Source organism: Kitasatospora sp. NBC_01246 (genome assembly GCF_036226505.1).
In the GTDB taxonomy this organism is placed as follows: domain Bacteria; phylum Actinomycetota; class Actinomycetes; order Streptomycetales; family Streptomycetaceae; genus Kitasatospora.
Genome location: NZ_CP108484.1, coordinates 4,135,424 through 4,157,542, shown reverse-complemented (window position 1 = coordinate 4,157,542; position 22,119 = coordinate 4,135,424). Strand labels below are relative to the sequence as shown.

Here is a 22,119-nt window from a genome sequence, read left to right as displayed (position 1 = left end):
GGTGTCGCAGCTACTGACGCTCACCGAGATGAGCGGGCCGGTGGTGGCCGTCGCCGGTGGTGCGGCGTACGCCCGGGTCAAGGCGCCGGCGGTGTACTGGTCGGTGGTCGGTCTGCCGGTCACGGCGGTTCGGTTCTCCGCGACCTACAACAGCACGATGGATGCCTGTGGGCTGACGGTGGCGCCGTCCCGGTTGCGCGTGCTGGTCACCCGGGCGACCAGCCGTCGGGAGATCCGCCCGGTACCGCCGCGGATCCGCCGGGTCCGGCCGACCTCCACCGGCCTGCGGGTCCGGCTGCGGCTGGCGCCCGGCCAGGAACCGGCGGACGTGGCAGCCTCGGCCGAACGCCTCCGGCACGCCTGGGGTGTGCACGCCGTGCACGTGTCCGTGGTGAAGCCCGGTGTGGTGGAACTGCGGATGACCGGCTACGACGTGCTTCGCAAGGTACGCATGCCGCGCCGGCCGCCGTCCGGTGAACTGCTCGTCCCGGTGGCGCTGCGGGACGACGGTACGGCTTTCGTCCGTGACTACCGGGTTGTCCCGCACTGCCTGACCCTGGGTACGACACTGACCGGCAAGTCCGTCTACATGCGAAACCTGGTGACCGGCCTCGCCCGACGCCGGGTCGCGCTGGTGGGGATCGACTGCAAGCTCGGCGTCGAACAGGCACCGTTCGCCCCGCGGCTGTCCGCGCTCGCCACCGACCCGGTGCAAGCCAGTGCGCTGCTGGACAGCCTGATCGCCGAGATGGACGCACGGTACGACCTGATCCGCTCCCACCAGGGCGTACCCGGTTCGGTCCCGAACCACGAGATCACCTCGGACATCTGGGGCCTGCCGGCGGAGGCTCGCCCGGTGCCGCTGGTCCTGATCGTGGACGAGGTCGCGGAGCTGTTCCTCGTCGCCACCCGCAAGGACGAGGACCGCCGGGACCACATGGTCACCCAGCTGATCCGCCTCGCCCAGCTGGGCCGCGCCGCCGGGATCTTCCTGGAGGTGTGCGGCCAGCGGTTCGGCTCCGAGCTGGGCAAGGGCGCCACGATGCTCCGCGCCCAGCTCACCGGCCGGGTCGTGCACCGCGTCAACGACCGGCCGACCGCCGAAATGGGCCTCGGCGACATCGCCCCCGAAGCGGTCTTCGCCGCGACCTCGATCGCCCCCGAGATGCCCGGGACGGCGGTGGCCGGTGACTCCTCCGGCGGCTGGTCCCGCATCCGCACCCCGTACCTGTCCCTCGCCGACGCGGCCCGCGTCTGCCAGGAGACCGCCCACCTGACACCCGACCTGCCCACCCTCGCGGCCTTCCGTCCGGTCGTGCCGGTCCAGGCCCCGGCCCCCGACGGCCCGTCGCTGGTCAAGCCCCGAACCGTCACCGGCTGACCCGTCTCCCACTCCGGTCGGCGCGACCGCCACGCGCCACGTCCCTACCCCGCCATGCCCGAACCAGCCCTGGAAGGAAGACCCGTGAGCGACCCGCAGAACGGCGGCGAGCAGCAGGACACCGAGCCCGACACCCACGGAGACGAGTGCTACGGCATCGACCGGGCGCCGGACGGTGACTACCGCACCTGCGACGGCCGACCCATCTGATCACCGACACCGAAGGACGGCCTGTGCCCACTACCCGCAAGCGCCGAGTGCCCGCCCGACCCAAGTGCCCCGGTTGCGCCGGTGAGGGCTGGGTGCGCGAAACCCACACCGTCGGTCGGGGCAAGAGGTCCCGCCCGGCCGGAGAGGTCGAAGTTCTCTGCCCCACCTGCCTCGGTACCGGCGCGGCCGCCGAGTAGCCACCCGACCGCCGGGGCCGGGGAGAACCCCCGACCCACCCGGTTCCGGCCCTACCCCAGGAAGGAGGACCGACTGATGCGCCTTCCCCGCCCGGACGCCGTACTCGTGCAAGCCGCCATCGCCGGCGCCCTGTCCTTCGCCCACCTCCACGACCTCGCCGCCGCGGCCGGACAGAACGGTTGGAAGGCCTGGGCCTACCCGGTCTCCGTCGACCTTCTCCTCGTCGCCGCCTGGCACCGTATGCGGACCCTGCGCGCCGCCGGCACCCCGGCTCCAGCCGCCTGGACCTGGTTCGCCATCGCCCTGGCGGCCTCCCTCGGCGCCAACGTGGCCACCGCCGGGCTCCTCGACCTGGGCGCCGTTCCGGCCTGGCTCCGCATCCTCGTCGCCGGCTGGCCCGCCCTCGCCTTCTTCGGCGGCACGCTGCTGGCCCACGCCACCACCGGCAATCGCCCCGATCCCGCGCCCGAACCGCCGGTCTACGAGCCGGAGCCGGCTGCACCGTCGGTCGCCCCGACCATCGGGCCCGGGCCGGAGGCCGTCGAAGCCCCCGAAACCACGCCGGCCCTGCCTCCTGCTCCACCCCCGCCGAACCCGCCCATGCCGCCTCTGTCCACCCCGGTCGCGGCCGTCTCGGTCCCGGCCGCCCTGGTCGACCACGCCCGCAAGGTCGCCGACGATCACCAGGCCCGCACCGGCACGCCGATCGACCCCGACACCCTTCGTGCCCGGCTCGGTGTCCCGCCCGAACTCGCCGCGGCCATCACCGCCCAGCTCGTCCGACCGGAGGTCCCGCCATGCCCCGCCCGATCCGCCCGCGCAACAGCATCCGTATCGGCCCCGTGCAGGTCGCCACCTACTACGACGGCCGCGGCCGTGAGAAGCACACCGCCGTCTGCACCGCCCCGCGCTGCGGCTTCTCCGCCGACTACGACTCCCGCCCGGCCGCCGAGATCGCCGCCCGTACCCACCGCTGCACCGTCCGCTGACAGGAGACCGAACCCATGAACGTCACCCTGCCCCTGGTCGTCGTCCTCGGCGCCGGCGTCTGGACCGCCATCAAGCTCCTCGGCATCCGCCTCTGGGTCGCCGCCCTGATCGCCCTCTTCGGCTTCTACCTCGCCGGGACCTTCCTCGCCCCGGTCATCGAGGAGACCACCCGCACCGGCGTCACCGCCGTCAACCCCAAGTGAGCCCCGCCATGACGACCGTCACCGCGCTCGGCTTCCCTCCGCCGCTCGTCCTCACCCCGGACGCCTCCGGCCTGGTCGCGGAGATCGAGGCATACCTCGCCTCCCTGCCCGCCCCGGCACGTGTCCCGGTCCCGTACCTCTCGCCGCTCGGCTCCACGGTGCAGCTCTGGAACGCCGGTCACCCGCTGCCCCGCCCGACGCTGCTCGACCGCCTCGCTCACCGCCCGGCCCGCCCGGTTCCGGTGACCGCCGCCGATCACCTGCGGCTCGCGTCCCGCTACATCAGCACCTTCGGCTGGCTCCAGGGAGCCATGTGGGACACCGCCGGCCGGGTCTGCCTCCTCGGCGCTCAGGCTGCCGTCCTCGCCCACGGGTACGGCACTCCGCTGACCGTCCAGACCGCGCGGGTCCAGCTCATGGAGGTCCTGCACTCCACCGGCCGCCCCGTGCGCTCCCCGGACGAGTACAACGACCGCCCCGCCACCCGCCAGGCCGACATTCACCAGCTGCTCGACCGAGCCTCGGCCCGCGCACTCTCCCTCGGTCTCTGACCGGTCCCCGGGGTGGCCCGACACCGCCAAGCATCCCGCCGCCCCGGGGCCCGCAACCCTCACCGCACTCGGAGTGAGTGACGGGACTTGAACCCGTCAGTCACCCCGGTGCCCGGAATCGCCCGGAAGGACTCGCACGATGGACCTCGCCCCGATCCTCGCCGCCGCCGGCGTCCCCCTGGTCGGCTGGAGCACCCACAGCACCTGGCTCTACCGCCGCCTCGCCATCGCCCGCCGCGACCCGCTCACCGGCCTGCACACCCGCGACGGCTTCACCATCCGCGCCGAGCACCTGATCCGCTCCCACCCGGCCCGCACCACGGTCCTGCTCATCGACCTGGACGACTTCAAGGCTGTCAACGACACCCACGGCCACGCCGCCGGCGACACCGTCCTCGCGGCCACCGCCGCCCGGATCTCCGCTTGGTGCGGGTCCCAAGGCCTCGCCGCCCGCCTCGGCGGAGACGAATTCGCCGCCGTCGTCCTGGACGCCACCGCCGAGCGCCTGGAAGCCCTGAGCACGGCTCTCCTAAAGCCGGTGTCGCACCTCGACGGCCTGCCCCCGGTGGGCGCCTCCATCGGCCACTGTCATCTCGCAGAACTGCCGGTGCCCTCGCTCACGGACGCGCTCGCCGCCGCCGACCGCGACATGTACTCCCACAAGCCCGACGGCCGGACCTCCCGCCGCCGCTAGCAAGACCGGTCTCCGGGGCGGCTCGACACCGCCAAGCATCCCGCCGCCCCGGAGACCGCAACCCCTCCCCGAACCGAAGCCCACGAAGGAGACCTTCATCATGCCCCAGCACAGCCACGCCCAGCCCCGGATCTGCCCCGACTGCTCCGGCTTCGCCGCCGTGGCCATCGCCACCGGTCTGCGTCTGCGTGACGGTTCCCGCGCCACCGTCCGGGTCAACTGCCGCACCTGCCACGGCACCGGCACCGCCACCCGCCCGCTGGCCAGCGCCGTGCAGGCCGTCTGACATGGCTCCCCTCGACTGGCGCCACTCCCGCCACTGGGCCAAGAAGCCCGCCCCCTGCGGCATCTGCGACAAGCCCACCAACCTCCGCTCGGACCTCGGCAAGCCCGTCCACAAGGTGTGCGCCGAGGAGTGGATCGAGAAGCACTCCAAGTTGGTCAAGCCGTCCTGACAGCCCAGCCCCGGAACCGCCGCCTGCTGGTTCCGGGGCTCCACCGGAGGTGTCCCCGTGTTCTCCCAGCTTCCCGCCCGCCCCGCGAACGGCTTGCGCGTCCTGGACCTCTTCTGCTGCCAGGGCGGCGCCGCCATGGGCTACCACCTCGCCGGGTTCGACGTCACCGGCGTCGACCTCGCCCCGCAGCCCCGCTACCCCTTCGCCTTCCACCAGGGCGACGCCCTGGCCTACCTCGCCGAGTACGGCGCCGGATTCGACCTGGTCCACGCCTCCCCACCCTGCCAGCGCTACACCAACGCCCAGAAGATCCGGGGAAACCAGCACCCCGACCTCGTCGCCCCGCTGCGTGAGCTGCTGACTGCCCTTGGCCGTCCCTACGTGATCGAGAACGTCCCCGGCGCCCCGCTTCTCAGCCCGGTGGAGCTGTGCGGATCCATGTTCGGCCTGCGCACCTACCGGCACCGTCTCTTCGAGACCTCGTTCGCTGTCCCCGCCCGCCATCACCCACGCCACCTCGCACCCAACGCCAAGATGGGCCGCCCCGTTGGCGACGGGGAGTTCATGCACATCGTCGGCAACTTCTCGAACGTCCCCCTTGCCCGTGACGTGATGGGCATGCCCTGGGCTAGCCGTGATGGCCTGCGCGAAGCGATCCCCCCGGCCTACACCGCCCACATCGCCGCCGCTTACCTCGCCGGCCGCACGGTGGTGGCCGCCTGATGCCCACCACTACCGCGCCCCCGGCCGCGGACCTGCTCGCCATCGCCCAACTCGGCACCATGCCCGCCCTCATGCGACAGCTCTCCGGCCTCGCCGGCTGCACCACTCCCATCCGCCTCGACGGTTGGCGCACCGAGATCAACGAAAGCACCGGCCAGGTCCTGCACCACCTGGAGTCCGCCGAACTGCCCGCGGGCAACCTCCTGCTCCGCTGCGGCAACCGGCGCGTCACCCGCTGCCCGTCCTGCGCAGAGACCTACCGCCGCGACACCTACCACCTGATAACCGCCGGGCTCATCGGCGGCAAGGGCACCCCGGAAGCCGTCGCCACGCACCCCCGGGTCTTCGCCACCTTCACCGCCCCCAGCTTCGGCCCCGTCCACAACCGTCCCACCGCCGGCCCCTGCCGCTGCGGCACCACCCACCCCGCCGATGCCCCGGCCCTCGGCTCGCCCATCAACCCCGACACCTACGACTACGAAGCCGCGGTTCTCTGGAACGCCCATGCCGGGAAGATCTGGGCCCGCTTCTCCATCCACCTGCGCCGCGAAGTTGCCAAGCGCGCCGGACTGACACAGCGGGAGTTCAAGGACTTCGCCCGGATCTCCTTCGGCAAGGTCGCCGAGTACCAGAAGCGCGGTGCAATCCACTTCCACGCCGTGATCCGCCTGGACGGCCCCGAGGGCGGCGACACCCTCCCGCCGTCCTGGGCGTCGGCCGAACTGCTCACCGACGCGATCCGCGCCGCCGCCCGCCGCACCGAAATCCCCGGCCCGCTCCTCAGCAGCCGGGAGCACCGCTTCGCCTTCGGCACCCAGCTCGACATCCGCACCATCCGCAGCGCCGACTTCACCGGCCCGGTCCAGATCACCGAACGGGCCGTCGCCGCCTACATCGCCAAGTACGCGACCAAGGGCGCCGAGACCGCCACCGGCTCTCTCGACCGCCCCGTGCGGTTCCTTGCCGAGATCGGCCACCTCGACATCCCCGACCACGCCCGCCGGCTCATCCGCACCTGCTGGGACCTCGGTGCCGACCCCGAACTGGCAGAACTCCGCCTCCGCGCCTGGGCCCACATGCTCGGCTTCCGGGGCCACTTCTCCACCAAGACCCGCAAGTACTCCACCACCCTCGGCGCACTCCGCACCGCCCGCGCCGCCTGGCGCCGCGCCCAGACCCTCGAACAGATCCACGGCCCCGACACCCCGCCCACCGAGGAGACCACCCTCGTCCTCGCCCACTGGGCCTTCGCCGGCACCGGCCTCACCCCCGGCGAGACCTGGCTCACCGCCGCACTACAACCCGCAGCTGGAACGGAAGGAGAACCGACACATGGCTGACGCAGCGATGACCATGATCCGTCGTCCGCACAGGCGCTCCGAGGGTGAGGCATTCACCGGTCCGGTTCTCTACCGCGTGGCCGACGCCATGAACGTCTTGAGCATGAGTCGAACCGTCATCTACGACCTGATCCGCACGGGGCGCCTGCGCACGGTCTGCGAGGGCCGTTCCCGCCGCATTCCGGCGTCCGCCATCACTGACTACGTTGCGCTGCTGGAGCGCGAAGCAGGGGGGAAGCAGTGACCACCCGTCGCAGCAGGGGGGACGGCGGTCTCCACTGGGACGAGAAGCGGCAGCGCTGGATTGCCACGGCCAGTCTCGGCTACGACCCGAGCGGCAAGCGCATCGTGAAGCGCGGCAGCGGCAAGACCAAGACCGAGGCCAAGAACAAGCTGAAGGAAGTCCTTCGGGACCACGAGGACGGTCTCGCCATCGCGCCCACCAACTACACGGTGGAGAACGCGGTCAACGACTGGCTGACATACGGCCTCGCCGGCCGGGATCAGAAGACCCTGGATACCTGCACCATCCTGAGCCGTACCCACGTGATTCCGGCACTCGGCGCCCGCAAGCTCCGGGACCTCAGCGCCGAGGATGTGGACCGCTGGTTGGCCACCAAGGCCAAGACCCTGAGCACCCGCACCTTGCAGGGCCTCCACTCCTGCCTGAACCGGGCTGTCAAGCGCGCCATGGCCCGGGACAAGGTGAAGCGCAACGTCGTGGAGCTGTGCTCCGTCCCCACCGGCCAGCCCGGACGGCCGTCCAAGGCGCTGACGTTCGCTCAGGCCGAGGCCGTGCTGAAGTCGGCGGAGAAGACCTCGATGTACGCCTACGTCGTCGTGTCCCTGCTCACCGGAGCGCGCACCGAGGAACTGCGGGCACTGACCTGGGACCACGTGTTCCTGAAGGGCCAGCCCGGCGCGAACCCGCCGATCCCGCCGCACATCGCCGTGTGGCGCTCGGTCCGAGCCGGCGGCGACACCAAGACTCAGAAGTCCCGCCGCACGCTCGCGCTCCCGGCCCGGTGCGTCGAAGCGCTCTGGGACCACTGGGTCGATCAGGGCTGGGACCGCCTCGCGGCCGGCGACAAGTGGGAGGAGAACAACCTCGTCTTCCACTCTGCCGTGGGCACCGAGCTGGACCCGTCCCACGTCCGCCGGGCGTTCCGTACCGCCATCGCCAAGGCCGAGGGCGTCACCGCCGCCGACTGGACGCCACGTGAGCTGCGGCACAGCTTCGTGTCCCTACTGTCGGACAAGGGCGTACCCCTGGAGGAGATCTCCCGGCTGGTCGGCCACTCCAGCACTGCGGTGACCGAAGAGGTCTACCGGAAGCAGATCCGCCCAGTGATCCAGACCGGCGCCGTCGTCATGGACGATCTGTTCGCGCAGGGTCCTGAGCCATAGTCACGCAGTTGGTCACGCACAACGAGGAAGGGCCCTACTGGATCTCTCCGGTAGGGCCCTTGCCTTGTACTACTGGGTCGGGGTGGCGGGATTTGAACCCACGGCCTCTTCGTCCCGAATTAGGCCCTGGAAGATCGCCCACCTGGGAATTGATCTATCGGTGCAGGTCAGCGCATCGGTCTACGTTGGGTTGGGTCGCCCACGGGAGGTCTCGAATCCAAGATCATCTCCAGGATTTCTCCAGAGCGGACCCTGCTGCCGGACCGCAGGACAGCTCCTGACCACCTCCTGCCGGGCTGTGGGCGGGGCTGGCTACACTCCCGGGCATGACCCTGCCTCTCTTCGGTTTCGATGATTCCCCTGTGGACGATCCGGACGTTGCCGCTGTCCAAGCCGCCCTGTACGCGCTGGACCCGGACGGCAGGCGGACCGCGGGTGTGATCCGGTCGACGATCGACCAGCTCCTGGACGGGCGCCGGATGGGCCGGTGGAGCTACAAGCAGCTGCACAAGACGGAGAAGACCCATCTCGGGACGCTTCTTGAGATCAACCTCTACAAGGACTTGCGTCTCGAAGAGGGGGAGAAGGCCGACTACCTCATCGAGGGCATCGAGGTCGACTGCAAGTACGCCAACGCACTGGGCGGGTGGGAGATAGGCCCCGAACTCGTAGGGTGCCTCTGCCTGGTCATTACGGCCAGCGACAGCGAAAAGAAGAGCACCTGGCAGGCGGGTCTGGTCCGGGCGTCCGAGGAACACCTGAGGACGAGCACGAACCGCGACAGCAAGCGGAAGCTCAACGCCGCGGGCGTGCAGGCGATCACCTGGCTGTGGGGTGGCGAGAACCAGCTCGAACCCAACCAGCTCCTCGGCATGAGCGACAGCGTACGCACCCAGATCATGGGTGCCCCCGGCAAGCACGGGCCGGCTGGACAGGCGCGGATCAACAAGCTCTTCGAACTGTTCCAGGGGGAGGTCGTCAGGCGTGTGACGCTTGAGACCGTGGGCCATGGCCTGGACGACCCCCTGAAGCGGGCCCGCGCCAACGGCGGCGCGCGTGACTACCTCAGGCCGAAGGGCATCCTGGTACTGGGCCACCAGGACCGCGATCCTGAGGTTGCCGTGAGCCTCGGGCTCGATGTCCCGTTGAAGGGCCAGTTCATCTCGGCCCGGGTCGTCCCCGCGCCGGATACACCCGACGGGCGCCCGGTCGCCGTCATCGGCGGCGCATCCTGGGTCCTGGCCCGCGGGGACGAGCAGAGCGATCCGCCTGTGCCTGCCCCGGTGGTGCCGAAGAGCTGACCCCGGAATATCCGCTTCGCGACGTCAGTCGGCGCCCGTACGATCCGCTCATGCAGAAGGGGAAGCTGAGCCGCGAGTCGGTCCTCCGCGCGGTTGCCGAGTGCAACGCGAAGGGGGAGGAGCCGTTCCTCGCCGAATACGGGTACGGCAAGGCACTGGACTACGTGCTAGTGGTCGACGGCCGCGAGTACCACTCGAAGGCCGTGGCCGGCGTGGCCCACAAATACGAGTACGGCCGGGCCCTGTTGCACAAGGAGTTCTCCGGCGGCAGAACCGGTGCTGCCGCATGGCTGAAGGCCGTGGGCTTCACGGTCAAGCAGGTCCGTAACCCGGCATGGACCTGGGACGAAGCCGTGCTGGCCTGCGCGCTCGTGGTGCAGAACGACTGGCGGGGACTGCCCGCCGAGCACGAGGACGTCCGCACCCTGTCAGCCCTGCTGCAGACGATGACCGCGCATGCCGCCGCGCCCCGCGGCGAGGCATTCCGCAGCCCCAACAGCGTGGCCCGCAAGACGTACGACCTCGCCACCAACCGGCCCGGCTACGCCGGCAAGCCGACCAACGCTGCCAAGAACGACCACGAGGTCATCAAGGCGTTCCTCGATGATGAGACCGGGATGCTCGAAGTCGCCCGGCGAATCCGCGGTCTGGTCGCAGAGCCTGGTTTCGTCCCGGTCTCCGCAGACGACGCCGACACGGAAGAGTTCGAAGCCAGGGAAGGCCGCGTGATCGCACGCGAGCACCTGCGCCGGGAGCGGGATGGCAAGCTGAAGGGGCAGAAGATCAAAGCGGTGCTAAAGGCAGGTGGAAGCCTCGCCTGCGAGGTCTGCACCTTCAACTTTGGGGCGGTGTACGGGGAACGCGGTGCCGGCTACATCGAGTGCCACCACATCGTGCCCCTCCACGTGGCCGGGGAGAGCACCACCCGGCTCTCCGACCTCGCCCTCATCTGCTCCAACTGTCACCGCATGATCCATCGCCAGGCGCCGTGGCCGACACCGGCTCAGCTCCGCGAGCTACTGAGGACCGGAGAGGACGCAGTGGAATCGTCCTCCTGACGGAACGCTGCTGGCTGGGCAACTGCCCAGCCAGCAGCAACCAGAGGCCACGACAGTTTTCAAGATCAGAGCCGCCTCGCGGTGAGTAAGTCCCTCCTACCTTGGACGAAGCACTCCCACTTCGAACCCTCCGGCGCCGCTGGCCCATAACTGGCTCACGCTCACGAGATCTGACAGAACGCTACCGCCGCGTCGTCGCCTCGCTTGTAGCGCGGCCAGCGGACGCCATCCGGGTCGGTGGCCTCGACCTCACGCACGGCGGAAATCAGCCCATCGGCACCGCCCGTCCTTAGGGTCGCGAAGACCTCCGACCAAGAAGCCGCACCATAGTCGGTCACCAGGTTGGAAGCGCCGTCCGACATAACCGCGACCGCGCTGACACCGGCGGTCGGCACCGCCCCCGTGACCGCGTACCCGGCCGCCTCCCCGTTGGACGCTGCTACCCAGTAGCCGCCCGCCGTGTTGCGCGTGAGCCTCTGCGCCGTGACCATCCGACGCACGCTCTCCGTGTGCTCCGGCGTTCCGGTGGCGAAGCGCCCGGTCTCTGCCCGCAGCTCCGGTACTACGGCGTCCACCCGTAGATCCGTCTTCAACAGGTACTCGCCGTTCCGCTCAAAGACGATGGGCGAGTCGGCGAGCACCAGGTAGTCGAACTGCTCACCGGCGGCCCGGAGGATCGATACCGTCGCTGACGGGGTCCCGGGGTTGGCTAGGTCGCAGGTGGAGTGAAGCGCCGCCACCTGCTCCAGGGCTTGGGCCAGCCCATCGGTCAGCGGGCGTTCGGTGTCCGCCAGTGCGGCCATCAGCTGGCCACCGAGGTGGGCGACGTACCAGGGAACGCCATGCTTGCAGCCGGTGTCGAGTCCGACCGTGCTGAGCCCGTCCAGGACTATGGCCAGCGACGGGGTAGCACCCACCCAGTCCTCGTTGGCCCCCGGACCGCCGGGACCGGTGGCAAGAGAGACGCGCATGTCAGGCCTCGTGTGGGTAGATCGGAGTAACCCTGTTGCTCTCCAAGACTTCCAGGGTCTTCGGGTCGTAACGGCACGAGATGAGCGTCGAGAAGCGCTTCGTCCTCACCTCTCGGTACAGCTCGCCCAGGTGGTTCTCCAGGAAGTGGACGACGCCGTTCGCGCCGATCGCGTGGATGCCAGCGATGTAAAGGAACGTGCCCTTGCCGTCGAGTCGGGGCAACCGGGCCAGGTAGCCGACATCCCCGGCCGTTCCGTCCTCATCCAGCGGCGAGCGGTACTCGGTTTCGGTACGCAGGTCCACGAGGTGCCAGGCGCTGTCCTTGCGGAAGCGCAGGTTGTCATCCCCTTCGAGCACCTGGGCCACGATCGGCGACAACCGTGGCCCGCAGACAACCACCAGGTGGTCGCGGTTCAGGTTCACGATGCCGGACGGCGCGATCACCTCCGAGTCTGAGTCCAGCTTCAGGCTGGCGAATAGCTTGCGCAGGTGTTCGTAGTTGCTGAGGTCTTCCCTGGTCACGACCTCGCTGGGGTTCTCGTCCTGCGACTTACCGGCCTCGTACTTGCCGCCGAGTGCCACCGTCATCGGGCCCAAGCCGAAGAACGCGCGCTCCGGGGCGGGGCCGGCGGACGCGAGCTGACCGACACGCCCACGACTGACGCCAAGCAGGGCGGCGATCTCCGTCTGCGACATGCCCGACGCCGATGCCTCTTCGATGGCCTCACGCCGGACGCGGGACAGCTCGACGACCCGGTTCTGATAGTCCGCCATCAGCGAGATTGCCGCCTTGGCCCGTTCGATCGGGACGGCGACGTTGGCCACCCGCTCCAGTTCCTCGTGCATGGTCATCCCTTCACTGCCTAGGGGGGCGAGGCAAGGATACCGCGAGGGGGACTTGACGCCCAGGCAGGTGCTGCCTACCTTGGGTATCAGGCAAGAGCGAAAGCCCCCCTAAGCACTAAAAGGGGTGGGTTTCTCGCTTCTCTGACCTGCACAAATGCTTAGGCGGAGGACGCTGCAATCTCCGCAAAGGCCAGGGGGTAGGGGTCCGGCTAGGTCCGGCCCTGACTGGCGAGGTGGCCCGGCGACCGCGAGCAACGGCCGGAGAGTGGGGCATGAGTGGCCCCCTTGCAGTGTGTGTCCCTTGACCGTTCGAACCGAAGGAGGTGCCCGATGCGCTTGATCATCCGCGTGAGACATAGGTCGCCTCGCCGGGCCTGCGCCGGCCGGTGAGGCTGCTCCACCAGCGTTCACGATTTCCGGCGTGCCGCACCGCTCGCTTCACCAGCGGTGCGGCACGCCGGGTTTCGCGGCTGCTCGTTGAGCACCCGATCCCCTTTCACGGCTGCGGTCCCGGTGCTGCAACACCGGGACCGCTCAGGGCCGTCCTGAGTAGAGGAACACGACCCATGAAACTGATTGTCGCAGGCCAGGATGCGGCGACGCCGGACGAGTTCGCGGAACTTGCGCTCGGCTTCGGCATCGACGCCGAACTGTTCACCGGCTCGGAGGCGGAGACCGCCGAGCAGCGGCGGATCCGGCTGGACGCCGCGCGGGACATCCTGCGGGACCTGGACCCGCCGGCCGCCCGCTTCGCTTCCGCGCTGATGCGCACCGCCGCCCGCCGCCGGGCCGAGACGTGGAAGGCGGCCGCGTGATGGCACAGCTCCACAGCCTCCTGAACGGGGCCGCGACCCGCACCCCGCACCTGACGGCCCGCCCGGCGGCCACCGCGCTTGCCGAGATTCGCCCGGCGGCCGACGGTGGCCTGCGCGGCGCCGCGTGCAAGGGGGTCGACACCGACCTGTTCTACCCGGACCCCGAGGAGATCGGGCCCGCCGCCGAGTGGGCCGAGCGCCGCGCGAAGATGATCTGTGCCGGGTGCCCGGTCCGCGCGATGTGCCTGGCGGACGCGCTGGACCGCCGGGAGCCGGCCGGGATCTTCGGCGGTCTGAACGAGCACGAGCGTCGGCCCCTGCTGCGGCGGGCGGCCCGGGCCCGGGCCCGGGTGAACGCCGGGGTCGCCGGGTGAACACCGTGCCCGTTCACCCGGCGCTCACCGAGGTGCCCACCGAGGCGCAGATCCGCCGTACGTCGCGGGTGATCAGTGCCGGTACGTGGGTGCTGACGGGGGCGGTGGTCGCGGTGAGCATGTCCACCGCCGCTCCGTTCATCGACGCCCATTCACCCGGGTACGGGACCGGTCCGGTCATGGCGGTCGCCGGGGACGGGTGCTTCATCCTGAGCCTTCAGGCGGACAGCACCCTGTCCCGCTTTGGCGTGAGCGCCGGGCGCTGGCCGGCCGTCTTCCGGTGGGTGACCGGCCTCGCCACAGTGTGGCTCAACATCGGGGCCGCAGCCCTGGAAAAAGACCTGGTCGGCGTCGTGATCCACCTGATCCCGCCGCTTCTGCTGCTGCTCGTCGCGGAGGCCGGACCGGCCTACCGCCGGGCCCTCGCCCGACTCGCGAACCGGCCCCAACCGCCGCTCGCCGCCCGCCCGGCGCGCGTCCCGAAGGCGGCCCGGCAGGTGGTGAACGCGCCGCTGTTCACCCTCCCGGCCGTGCCGTTCACCCCGCCCCCGCCGCCCGCCGGGGCGCTGCCCTCCGGCCCCCTTGCGGGCGCGCGGGAAGCGCTCCCGGCGGCTCCGGTGAACGCGGTGAACACCGGCCCCGTTCACCCGGCGCCCGAGCCCGTTCACCCCGCCCCGGCCGACCCCGCCGGGCCGACCGCCGACCCGGTCCCGACGACCGCCGAGGACGTGGTCGACGGCCCGGTGTACACCGACGAGCCGGACCCGGTGAACACCCCGGAGCCCGAACCGTTCACCCCCGAGCAGGAGGTGAACGCCGACACCGACCGGGTGGACACCGACCCGCCGGAGCCGGAGCGGCTGGACGGGGCCGAAGCCGCCCGCGTGATCGAAGAGTGCTGGCGCCAGCGCGTCCCGCAGCGCGAGGCCGCCCGCCGCGCCACCCGATCCCCGGCCTACGTGAGCGCCGTCTACAAGCGGCTCGGCGAGCAGGACGACGGTGACGCCGGGGCGGTCGCCGCATGAGCCGCCCGAGGCACTGGGACCCGTCCGGCGACCGGCACGGCGGCATGCCCACCTACCCGTGGCGCATGGCGCCGCGTGGCCTCTTCACCCGCCGCCAGCTGCGGGCGAAGGGTCTTCGCCCCGGAGGCCAGGACGTCGCCGCGCAGGTCATGTGGCGCTCCCGCTACGGGGGTGCCCGGCTCGCATGCCTCTACCGGATCACGCTGGCCCGCCCGGTGCGGCCGATGACCCCCGCCCGGGCTGCCGCCCTCGAAAAGGCCAACCGGGCCCGCCGCACCTGCCCCGCCTGCGGGCACGACGCCGGCTACGTGCTCCCCGCACACCTCGGCACCTGCCTGGCCTGCGCCGGCACCACCGCCCTCGCAGCCTGAACCCCAAGGAGACCGCTATGAGCGCCAACCACATCCCGGCCCCGCCGCCGGAGCTCGCCCAGACCCGCGTCGTGGACGTCTTCCCCCTCCACGGCTTCACCTGCGCCCACACCAGCAACGACGACGGCACCGCCCACTGGTGGCACCTGTTCACCACCGCCGGCCGCTCGATCGGCGCCACCAACCACCCCGAGCTGATCGGCTCCCTCCTCCAGCAGAACCGCTGACCATGAACGGAGCCAGCATGACCAGCATCCGTGCGGCCCGCTTCGCCGCCGCCTACGCCCTGCTGCGGTCGGCGGCGGACGTGGCGGACCACTGGGTCCAGAGCGACCACCAGGCCACCACCAAGGGCCAGCGCGGGGAGGCCGGCCGCCGGGCCTGCGCGTCCCACGTCGCCGCCTACACCGCCGTCCAGGCCGGCGTGCTGCTCGGCGGCGCCCAGCTGCTCGGCATCCGCCTGCGGCCCGGTCCGGTCGCCGCCGGCCTCGCCCTCTCCGCGACCACGCACTACGTCGCCGACCGGCGCGAGCCCCTGCGGCGCCTCGCGGACGCCACCGGCAAGGGGCGGTTCGTGCGGCTCGCCGACCACGGCATGAACGGCGCCTACGCGCTGGACCAGGCGTGGCACCACGGTTGGGAGACGGCCGCCGCCCTCATCGCTTCCATCTGACCGACCCGGAGGTCCGTCATGGCTCGCCCCCGCACCACGAAGATCGTGATCCCGCAGCAGCGCGGACAGCGTCGCGGCCACCGGCCCACCGCGCATGTGGTCGACCTCGGCCGGGGTGCCGCCCCGGTCGTCCTGGTCGTCCCCCACCGTCCTTCCCTGGCCGGCCGGGTGGCCGGCGCGACCGGCCGGGCGCTGTGGCGCCGCCGCGTCGCGTGGGCGCCCCTCTGGGCCGGGGTCGGCGTGTTCGGGGCGGCCGGTGCACTGTCCGCCGTCCCGGCCGTCGCGTTCGCCTTCGCCGTCCCGGCCGTGCTGCTGCCCGCCGGACGGCTGTTCATGGCGCGCCGCCACCCGAGCGCGGCGGTCCGCCGGAAGAACCGTGCCCGCACCAGCTCCGGCACCGCCTGGTCGGCCGGCCTCGCCTGGTTGGCGCTGGCGGTGTGGTTCGGACCGTGGAACGGCCCGCTCGCCGCCGCGTGGCTCGTCGGCACCGCGACCGTCCAGGCGTTCTGGTCGCGGCGCCGAAAGGCCCTCGCCGCCATCCCGATCACGCCCGCCGGCACCGCCCTCTCGGACTGAACTCCCCTAAGGAGAAGCACAGATGAGCACTCCCAGCTTCGACAGTCCGTTCCCGCCGCCGCGTCGCTCCGGCCCCGCCGGTCCGGCGAGCGGCCCGTCCGGCTCCCGTCAGCCGGCCGGGAACCCCGGCCCGGCCGGCGCCGGCCCGGGGGGCAACTCCTACCACTTCACCTACAACCGCACCCGCAGCAGCGGCGGGTGGGGCGGGCAGGGCGCTCCCGGCAGCCCGGGCCCGGGCCCCGGTGCGGGCGGCGGCATCGGCGCCGGGCCGCGCGGCGGACAGCAGCAGGGCCCCGGCGGTGGCACGGGCGCCGGGCGGGGCGGCTACTCGCCGCTCGGTGACCCGGAGTTCTTCACCAACGCGGACGTGCGCGCGTTCTGCGAGCGCGGGCGCTCGGCGCTGATGCAGATCTGCTTCGAGCTGTCGATGGCGCACGAGATCCTGAACGCGGTGCTCAAGGAGGTCCCGGACGCGGACGGTCGGCCGTTCGGCGCGCAGGCGCGTGCCCGCCGGGTCTCGAAGCACTTCAAGAAGGCCGCCGACGACGCGAAGGACTGCGCCGCCGAGATCGCCCGCACCTACGCGAGCTTCCAGCGCGAGTTCGACCCGGAGATCTCGCGCGTCGCCCGCCCCCGCCAGGCCCCGCGCCGCAAGTTCGACTTCGGCGGCTGACCCCTCCCAGCCCGGCTGTCCGGGGCGAGGGGCGCGTTCCCCTCGCCCGCCTCCCGGCCGGGTGAGCTGTGCGCGCTCCCGCCCCAGCACCGGGCCCTCCCCCCCACACCTCGGCCTTCAGGGAGGCACCGTGCCACGCCAGCAGCAGCCCGCCGTCCAGCTCGACGGCGGCCAGATCGGCTATCTCCAGCTCGACCCCAACCAGCACTCCGGCGGCGTCGGCGAGTACCTGCTTCACCGGGTCAAGCCCTACCTGCCGCCGTGGCTCGTCACCGCCGGCACCGGCATCCTCTCCGTCCCCGCCACCATGGCGTGGGGGTCGTCGGCGGCCGGCGCCGTCGGCCTCACCCTCGCCTCTCTTGGCCTCACCTCGGCGACCTGGTGGGCGGGGAAGAACACCAGCCCGCAGCGCCGTCTCCACTCCGCGATCACGGTCGCGGCCGGCACGTCGTGGTTCACCGCGGCTTCCCTCGCCGGGCCGCTCGCCGGTCCCCTGCCGGGCCTGTATTTCATAGGGGGCGCCGCCCTCGCCGGCAGCTGGAACGTGCGGCAGCTGCTGCGGGTCAACGCCGACGGCACCCCGGCCAGCACCGACGGCGGCCTGCTGGAAAAGGTCGGACTGGCCAAGACCATGGTCACCTCGGCTGAGGTCCAGCCCAACAAGGCGGTCTTCGGGCTCCAGCTGCCCGGCGGGGAGCTGACGCCCGACGACGTGTCCAAGGCCCTGCCCCGCCTCGCCGGGGCGCTGAAGGTCGCGAAGAACGCCGTGCGCCTCACCCCGGACGCGGACGACTCCTCCCGGGCGACGCTCACCGTCGTGCCGAACGACCTGCTCAAGGCCGGTGTCCCCTACCCCGGGCCCTCACACCCCGGCGGGTCGATCGCCGACCCCGTCCACCTCGGCATCTACGAGGACGGCGGCTGGATGGCCATGTTCTTCCCCGGCGACCCGCAGGCCGGGCGCAACGCCATGCACCTGCTGATCATGGGGATGACCGGATCGGGCAAGTCCGAGGGCGGACTGACCGCCCTCACCGAGGCCGTCACCCGCCGGGACGTGATCGTGTGGGCGTCCGACCCGGCCAAGGCGGAGCAGACCCTCGGCCCGCTGCTGCCCGCGATCGACTGGGCCGCGCTGACCGTGGACGACACCAAGGCCATGATCACCGCCCTGCGCGCCGTCATCCCCGCCCGTACGTCCTGGCTCGCCCGGTACGGCTACAAGCAGTGGGAACCGGCCTGCGCCGAGACGCAGGCCGACGGGTCCCCGGGCATGCCGTACCTGCTCGCATGGTTCGAGGAGGCCGCCAAGACCATCCGCGAGACCGACGACGACGTCTTCACCGGCATCGCCCAGGAAGCACGCTCCGCCGGCATCACCCTGGTCGTCTCGCTCCAGCGCGCCTCCGGCTCCCAGATCAGCACCGACACCCGCGCCTCCCTCGGCTCGTCGTGGGTGTTCGGCCTGCGCGACGACCGCGACGCCATGTTCGCCCTGCCGGACGAAGCGCTCGACGCCGGGGCGGCGCCGCAGGCATGGCGGGACAAGAGGCCCGGCTACTCCTACCTGGTCGCCAACGGCATCCCCGAGGGCGTGTGGGCCACCCCGGGCCGCGCCTACCTCACCCCGGTCGACGACATGACGCGGGCCGTCGCCGAGTTCGCCGGCATCCGTGCCGCCTGCGACCCGGTCACCGCCAAGGCCGCCGCCAACGCGGTCGGCCCCGCCTTCACCCAGCGCACCCGCCACCCGCTCCCCGCCCTGCCCGCCGTGGACGGCGAGGACGACAGCATCTACGAGCAGGAGACCGGCGCCGTGGACTACGACTACGACCTCACCGCCGACGGCGCCGACGGGTGGATCGACCCGGAGGCCGAACTCCCGGCGGTGGAGGGGGTGGTGCAGATCGCCCCGCCGGAGATCCCGCCGCGCGCCAAGGTCGGCAAGTCCGAGGCCCAGCGCATCATGGCCGAGATCCTCGCCGAGTTCGAGGCCGCCGGCCTCACCGAGGTTGGCCCGGCCGACTTCATGGAGCACTGCGACCGCTTCCACCGCACCCGCAGCTGGGTGTCCGGACAGGTCTCCGACATGGTCGCCAACGGCCGCCTCGCCGAGACCGGCGACGCCGGCCGCTACCGGATCGTCCCGCTCCACCACGCTGCCGCCTGACCACCCCGGCCCGGCCCCGACGCGTCTGACGCGTCAGACACACCTGACGCCGACAGGCCCATTTCCCCAGGTAACGCGTGCGCGCGAGGGGTGTCAGACGCGTCTGACACCCCTCCCTGACGCTCCTGACACCCCCTCCACTCCCGATCGACCACGCCCCCGGAACCACTCCCCGGGGCACCCGGAAGGACCCCTCGCCGTGATCGTCTCCGTCTCCGCCGCCCTGCTGTTCGGCGTCATCACCGTCCTGCTCGTCCGCGCCCAGCGCGTCAGCGCCGGCAGCGCCGTCCTGGTGTGGATGTCCGGCTTCACCGTCGCCGGCACCGGCCTCGCCGACCCCGTCAACGACGGCCTCACCGCCCTCGCCAACTACGTCTCCACCATCCACTGACCACCCGCCAGCACCGCCGACAGGAGAAGCACCGTGGACCACACCACCACCCCGCAGCCCTACGCCGCCCCGGTGCTCTACACCCCGGACGGCACCCCCTACTACGCCCACCCCGCCCCGCTCACCGCCCCGCCCGTGCTCTACCACCCCGGCGCCCCGCTGCCCGTCCCCGCCCAGCACCCGGTCCTGCCCACCGTCCACGCCCCCGCCCCGCTGCCGCAGTACCTGCCCGCCGCCCCTGCGCGCGACCCGTGGCCCGCCCGCCTGCTCGCCGGCGGCATCGGCATCGGCGGCGCCGGGCTCGGCGTCGGCTTCCTGCTCCAGACCCTCGCCGCCGCCACGACCGGTCTCGGCCTGCTCGTCGCCGCCCTCGGCGTCGTCTACCTGCTCAAGAACAGCAGCGGCGGAGGCGGCCGGACCGGGCAGGGCGCCGTGAACGTGCACGTCAACGTCACCAACCGCAACCGCTGACCCCTGGAGATCACCGTGTCTTACTGCGACGAATGCGACGACTGGGGCTGCCCTGGTCACTTCTGCGACGAATGCGCCGAGGAGGACTGCCCCGGCCACGAGCTGTGCCAGGACTGTTCCGACGACATCTGCACCGAGTGCGACGGCTGCTCCTGCGAGGACTCGTACTGCGACGGCCCGCACCACTGACCGACCTGCCCGACCGGCCGTTCCGCCCGAACCCGCCGCAGCCAGCGGCCGGGACCCGGACGGTGCGGGGGACCGGACAGACCCGCTCCCGCCCAGCACAAAGCCCCACACCAGCCGCCGAATCTTGGCAGAGAAACGGCCGGTGCGGGGCTGTGCATCCCCTTCTCAGAGATGGGACCAGCATGCCCGAGTTCGACCGCTCCACGCTCGCGATCGTGGACGACATCCGCGACCGGGAGCAGGCCAGCGACGGCCGCTCCCGCTACGGCGCCTACCTCGCCCAGCACGCCGACGACTTCCACGAGGGCGGGCAGCCGCTCCACCCGGTGGAGTTCGCGATCGCCGCGTGGCGCACGGCCACCGTCCCGGTGATGGCCCCCGGGTACGTCGCCGTGCGCCCCGACGTCTACCCCCTCGACGTCTACCGCGACCATCACGGCAACGCCGGGTTCTGCGCCAAGGTCGGCCTGCGGCACAGCGACCTCGCCCGCCGCCCCGGCGACCGCCTGCGTGCCCGGGACTGGGAGCGCGACCCGTGGGGCCGCCACGACGAGCCGTGGCCCGTGCTGATCAGCCCCGAGCGCACCGACCGCCCGGCGGTCCTGGTCGCAGCCACCCTGCTCGTCCCGATCCCGGACGGCATCCTGCTGCGGCCCACCGCCGCCAGGCCCGGACGCACCCTCACCCACGAGGCCAAGCACGTCATCGCCGCACTTGCCGCCCACGCCAACGCCCACCTGTCGCCGCTGGTGGACGACCTGCTCGGCGGTGCCCGGTGAGCACCCCCGCCGCCCTGGCCGACCTGTTCCGGGCGGCCCGCCCGCCCGCCGCCTGGCTGCCCGCCCGCCGCTGGAACGGCCTCACCGTCCTGGATACCTACGGGTGCCAGGGCGGCGCCGGCATGGGCTACCACCTTGCCGGATACCGCGTCCTCAGTCTCGACAACGCCCCGCAGCCCAGGAACCCACTCGCGTTCGTCCAGGCCGACGCCGTCTCCTTCATCACCGAGTACGGGCACCTCTTCGCCCTCCTGCACGCATCCCCGCCCTGCCAGCGCTACACCCGCTGCCAGAAGATCCGGGGCCGCGAGCACCCGGACCTGATCGCCCCCACCCGCACCGCCATGCAGTCCACCGGGCAGCCGTGGGTGATCGAGAACGTCGAAGAAGCCGCACCCGAACTGCAGGACCCGGTGATGCTGTGCGGGGCCGCGTTCCGCCTGCGCACCTACCGCCACCGCCTCTTCGAGACCGGCGGCGGCCTCACCATCACCCCGCCCCAGCACCCCGTGCACGCGGCGCCGCTCGCGAAGATGGGCCGCCCCGTCGCCGACGGCGAGTTCATGCACGTCGTCGGCAACTTCTCCAACGTCCCCCTCGCCCGCTCCGAGACGGTGATGGGCATGCCCTGGGCCACCCGCGACGGCCTGCGCGAAGCCATCCCCCCGGCCTACACCGAACTCATCGGCCACCAGGCCGCGGCCCGGGCGGTGGCGGCATGAGCGGGTTCACCTACCGGGTGCTGAACTGCGACGCCCCGGATTGCGACACCGAGTGGGGCAGCCCCCTCCCCGCGCCGACGTTCGACGCCCTGCGCGCCTGGCTGGCCGCACGGGGCTGGACCCGGCGCGGCCGCAGGGACCTGTGCCCCGCGCACAGCCGACCCGCCCGGGAGGGCCTGTGAGCGGCCGCATCCCGCCGCTCGGCGACACCACCGGCCTGTGGCAGGCCGTCCTCTCGGCCGCGGCCGGACGCTGCCAGTGCCGCGGCACCTGCGGCAAGACCCACGCCAAGGACGGCGGCCGCTGCCCCGTCCGGCACGGCGGCTACGCCCGCCACAATGCCGGCCCCGTCCGCCTGCTCGCCGCCCCGGCCGACCCCGACGGCCTGCTGCTGCCCGCGCACCGCGCCGCCGCCCTGCCCAAGCGGGAACTGGCCGCGTGGTGCCCGGCCTGCCACGACTCCACCCGCCGCACCGCCGCCAAGACCGGCCGGGGCGCCACCGGGCCCGCCGACTCCCTGTTCTAGCCCGCTCTGCCGTCCCGGGGCCGCCCTATGCGGCC

The 22,119-nt window shown here is 72.1% G+C and carries 32 protein-coding genes and 1 pseudogene; 31 read left to right on the top strand and 2 right to left on the bottom strand.

Going from position 1 to position 22,119, the window contains the following annotated elements:
- The first annotated feature begins 1 nt into the window (after window position 1).
- The 15 genes and pseudogenes from OG618_RS18295 to OG618_RS18225 all read left to right on the top strand — a co-directional run bounded on the left by OG618_RS18295 (window position 2) and on the right by OG618_RS18225 (window position 10,511).
- Complete coding sequence (locus OG618_RS18295) at window positions 2-1,381, top strand: FtsK/SpoIIIE domain-containing protein (protein ID WP_329488582.1); 1,380 nt, start codon at window positions 2-4, stop codon at window positions 1,379-1,381.
- An 84-nt stretch (window positions 1,382-1,465) separates the two neighbouring features.
- Window positions 1,466-1,591, top strand: coding sequence for a hypothetical protein (locus OG618_RS18290; RefSeq protein ID WP_329488580.1), 126 nt, complete (start codon window positions 1,466-1,468; stop codon window positions 1,589-1,591).
- A 273-nt stretch (window positions 1,592-1,864) separates the two neighbouring features.
- Window positions 1,865-2,566, top strand: a pseudogene (locus OG618_RS18285) (DUF2637 domain-containing protein); the annotation flags it as partial.
- A 20-nt stretch (window positions 2,567-2,586) separates the two neighbouring features.
- Window positions 2,587-2,778, top strand: a complete 192-nt coding sequence (locus OG618_RS18280; protein WP_329488579.1) for a mobile element transfer protein — start codon at window positions 2,587-2,589, stop codon at window positions 2,776-2,778.
- 15 nt (window positions 2,779-2,793) lie between these two features.
- Window positions 2,794-2,982 (top strand): hypothetical protein, encoded by a 189-nt coding sequence (locus OG618_RS18275; protein WP_329488577.1) that lies wholly within the window; start codon window positions 2,794-2,796, stop codon window positions 2,980-2,982.
- Window positions 2,983-2,990: 8 nt separating this feature from the next.
- Window positions 2,991-3,533 carry a DUF6197 family protein gene (locus OG618_RS18270; RefSeq protein ID WP_329488576.1) on the top strand — a complete coding sequence of 181 codons (543 nt, stop codon included), beginning with the start codon at window positions 2,991-2,993 and terminating at the stop codon, window positions 3,531-3,533.
- Between the two features lie 139 nt (window positions 3,534-3,672).
- A complete protein-coding gene (locus OG618_RS18265) occupies window positions 3,673-4,227 on the top strand; it encodes a GGDEF domain-containing protein (RefSeq protein WP_329488575.1) in 555 nt (184 codons plus the stop codon).
- A 100-nt stretch (window positions 4,228-4,327) separates the two neighbouring features.
- Window positions 4,328-4,513 carry a hypothetical protein gene (locus OG618_RS18260; protein ID WP_329488573.1) on the top strand — a complete coding sequence of 62 codons (186 nt, stop codon included), beginning with the start codon at window positions 4,328-4,330 and terminating at the stop codon, window positions 4,511-4,513.
- Between the two features lies 1 nt (window position 4,514).
- On the top strand, window positions 4,515-4,682 hold the full coding sequence (locus tag OG618_RS18255; RefSeq protein ID WP_329488572.1) for a hypothetical protein: 168 nt from the start codon (window positions 4,515-4,517) through the stop codon (window positions 4,680-4,682).
- 57 nt (window positions 4,683-4,739) lie between these two features.
- Window positions 4,740-5,405 carry an SAM-dependent methyltransferase gene (locus tag OG618_RS18250; protein ID WP_442906816.1) on the top strand — a complete coding sequence of 222 codons (666 nt, stop codon included), beginning with the start codon at window positions 4,740-4,742 and terminating at the stop codon, window positions 5,403-5,405.
- Window positions 5,405-6,745: a replication initiator gene (locus tag OG618_RS18245; RefSeq protein WP_329488570.1), complete on the top strand. Its 1,341-nt coding sequence runs from the start codon at window positions 5,405-5,407 to the stop codon at window positions 6,743-6,745. Before OG618_RS18250 ends, OG618_RS18245 begins: the two co-directional genes overlap by 1 nt.
- A complete protein-coding gene (locus OG618_RS18240; RefSeq protein ID WP_329488569.1) occupies window positions 6,738-6,989 on the top strand; it encodes a helix-turn-helix domain-containing protein in 252 nt (83 codons plus the stop codon). The genes OG618_RS18245 and OG618_RS18240 overlap by 8 nt, the downstream gene beginning before the upstream one ends.
- Window positions 6,986-8,152 carry a tyrosine-type recombinase/integrase gene (locus tag OG618_RS18235; RefSeq protein ID WP_329488568.1) on the top strand — a complete coding sequence of 389 codons (1,167 nt, stop codon included), beginning with the start codon at window positions 6,986-6,988 and terminating at the stop codon, window positions 8,150-8,152. The genes OG618_RS18240 and OG618_RS18235 overlap by 4 nt, the downstream gene beginning before the upstream one ends.
- Before the next feature lie 326 nt (window positions 8,153-8,478).
- Window positions 8,479-9,453, top strand: coding sequence for a NaeI family type II restriction endonuclease (locus tag OG618_RS18230; RefSeq protein ID WP_329488567.1), 975 nt, complete (start codon window positions 8,479-8,481; stop codon window positions 9,451-9,453).
- A gap of 50 nt (window positions 9,454-9,503) precedes the next feature.
- Window positions 9,504-10,511 (top strand): HNH endonuclease, encoded by a 1,008-nt coding sequence (locus tag OG618_RS18225; protein WP_329488566.1) that lies wholly within the window; start codon window positions 9,504-9,506, stop codon window positions 10,509-10,511.
- Between the two features lie 161 nt (window positions 10,512-10,672).
- On the opposite strand, the gene OG618_RS18220 is transcribed toward OG618_RS18225, so the two are convergent.
- Both OG618_RS18220 and OG618_RS18215 read right to left on the bottom strand, forming a co-directional pair.
- Window positions 10,673-11,482, bottom strand: a complete 810-nt coding sequence (locus tag OG618_RS18220) for a protein phosphatase 2C domain-containing protein (RefSeq protein WP_329488564.1) — start codon at window positions 11,480-11,482, stop codon at window positions 10,673-10,675.
- A 1-nt stretch (window position 11,483) separates the two neighbouring features.
- A complete protein-coding gene (locus tag OG618_RS18215; protein WP_329488563.1) occupies window positions 11,484-12,329 on the bottom strand; it encodes a sigma-70 family RNA polymerase sigma factor in 846 nt (281 codons plus the stop codon).
- 566 nt (window positions 12,330-12,895) lie between these two features.
- Between OG618_RS18215 and OG618_RS18210 the strand changes: the two genes are divergently transcribed.
- From OG618_RS18210 to OG618_RS18135, 16 genes are all read left to right on the top strand, one after another.
- Window positions 12,896-13,144, top strand: coding sequence for a hypothetical protein (locus OG618_RS18210; protein ID WP_329488562.1), 249 nt, complete (start codon window positions 12,896-12,898; stop codon window positions 13,142-13,144).
- Entirely contained in the window at window positions 13,144-13,518 is a 375-nt protein-coding gene (locus tag OG618_RS18205) for a WhiB family transcriptional regulator (RefSeq protein ID WP_329488561.1), read from the top strand. The genes OG618_RS18210 and OG618_RS18205 overlap by 1 nt, the downstream gene beginning before the upstream one ends.
- 5 nt (window positions 13,519-13,523) lie before the next feature.
- Window positions 13,524-14,543: a hypothetical protein gene (locus OG618_RS18200; protein WP_329488560.1), complete on the top strand. Its 1,020-nt coding sequence runs from the start codon at window positions 13,524-13,526 to the stop codon at window positions 14,541-14,543.
- Window positions 14,540-14,914 carry an RRQRL motif-containing zinc-binding protein gene (locus OG618_RS18195; RefSeq protein ID WP_329488559.1) on the top strand — a complete coding sequence of 125 codons (375 nt, stop codon included), beginning with the start codon at window positions 14,540-14,542 and terminating at the stop codon, window positions 14,912-14,914. The genes OG618_RS18200 and OG618_RS18195 overlap by 4 nt, the downstream gene beginning before the upstream one ends.
- A gap of 17 nt (window positions 14,915-14,931) precedes the next feature.
- Window positions 14,932-15,141, top strand: a complete 210-nt coding sequence (locus OG618_RS18190; protein WP_329488558.1) for a hypothetical protein — start codon at window positions 14,932-14,934, stop codon at window positions 15,139-15,141.
- Between the two features lie 17 nt (window positions 15,142-15,158).
- A complete protein-coding gene (locus OG618_RS18185) occupies window positions 15,159-15,587 on the top strand; it encodes a hypothetical protein (RefSeq protein WP_329488557.1) in 429 nt (142 codons plus the stop codon).
- Between the two features lie 18 nt (window positions 15,588-15,605).
- Window positions 15,606-16,163, top strand: coding sequence for a hypothetical protein (locus tag OG618_RS18180; protein WP_329488556.1), 558 nt, complete (start codon window positions 15,606-15,608; stop codon window positions 16,161-16,163).
- Between the two features lie 22 nt (window positions 16,164-16,185).
- Complete coding sequence (traA, locus tag OG618_RS18175) at window positions 16,186-16,836, top strand: plasmid transfer protein TraA (protein WP_329488555.1); 651 nt, start codon at window positions 16,186-16,188, stop codon at window positions 16,834-16,836.
- Window positions 16,837-16,966: 130 nt separating this feature from the next.
- Window positions 16,967-19,006 (top strand): plasmid transfer protein TraB, encoded by a 2,040-nt coding sequence (gene traB, locus OG618_RS18170; protein ID WP_329488554.1) that lies wholly within the window; start codon window positions 16,967-16,969, stop codon window positions 19,004-19,006.
- A gap of 199 nt (window positions 19,007-19,205) precedes the next feature.
- Window positions 19,206-19,397 carry a hypothetical protein gene (locus tag OG618_RS18165; RefSeq protein ID WP_329488552.1) on the top strand — a complete coding sequence of 64 codons (192 nt, stop codon included), beginning with the start codon at window positions 19,206-19,208 and terminating at the stop codon, window positions 19,395-19,397.
- A gap of 33 nt (window positions 19,398-19,430) precedes the next feature.
- On the top strand, window positions 19,431-19,868 hold the full coding sequence (locus tag OG618_RS18160) for a hypothetical protein (RefSeq protein ID WP_329488551.1): 438 nt from the start codon (window positions 19,431-19,433) through the stop codon (window positions 19,866-19,868).
- Between the two features lie 15 nt (window positions 19,869-19,883).
- Window positions 19,884-20,057 (top strand): hypothetical protein, encoded by a 174-nt coding sequence (locus OG618_RS18155; RefSeq protein ID WP_329488549.1) that lies wholly within the window; start codon window positions 19,884-19,886, stop codon window positions 20,055-20,057.
- A 182-nt stretch (window positions 20,058-20,239) separates the two neighbouring features.
- A complete protein-coding gene (locus OG618_RS18150) occupies window positions 20,240-20,836 on the top strand; it encodes a hypothetical protein (protein WP_329488547.1) in 597 nt (198 codons plus the stop codon).
- Window positions 20,833-21,558: an SAM-dependent methyltransferase gene (locus tag OG618_RS18145; RefSeq protein WP_442906815.1), complete on the top strand. Its 726-nt coding sequence runs from the start codon at window positions 20,833-20,835 to the stop codon at window positions 21,556-21,558. The genes OG618_RS18150 and OG618_RS18145 overlap by 4 nt, the downstream gene beginning before the upstream one ends.
- Entirely contained in the window at window positions 21,555-21,740 is a 186-nt protein-coding gene (locus OG618_RS18140; RefSeq protein ID WP_329488546.1) for a hypothetical protein, read from the top strand. The genes OG618_RS18145 and OG618_RS18140 overlap by 4 nt, the downstream gene beginning before the upstream one ends.
- The gene (locus OG618_RS18135) at window positions 21,737-22,084 is read left to right on the top strand and encodes a hypothetical protein (protein WP_329488545.1); all 348 of its coding nucleotides are present in this window, start codon (window positions 21,737-21,739) and stop codon (window positions 22,082-22,084) included. Before OG618_RS18140 ends, OG618_RS18135 begins: the two co-directional genes overlap by 4 nt.
- Window positions 22,085-22,119: the final 35 nt, after the last annotated feature.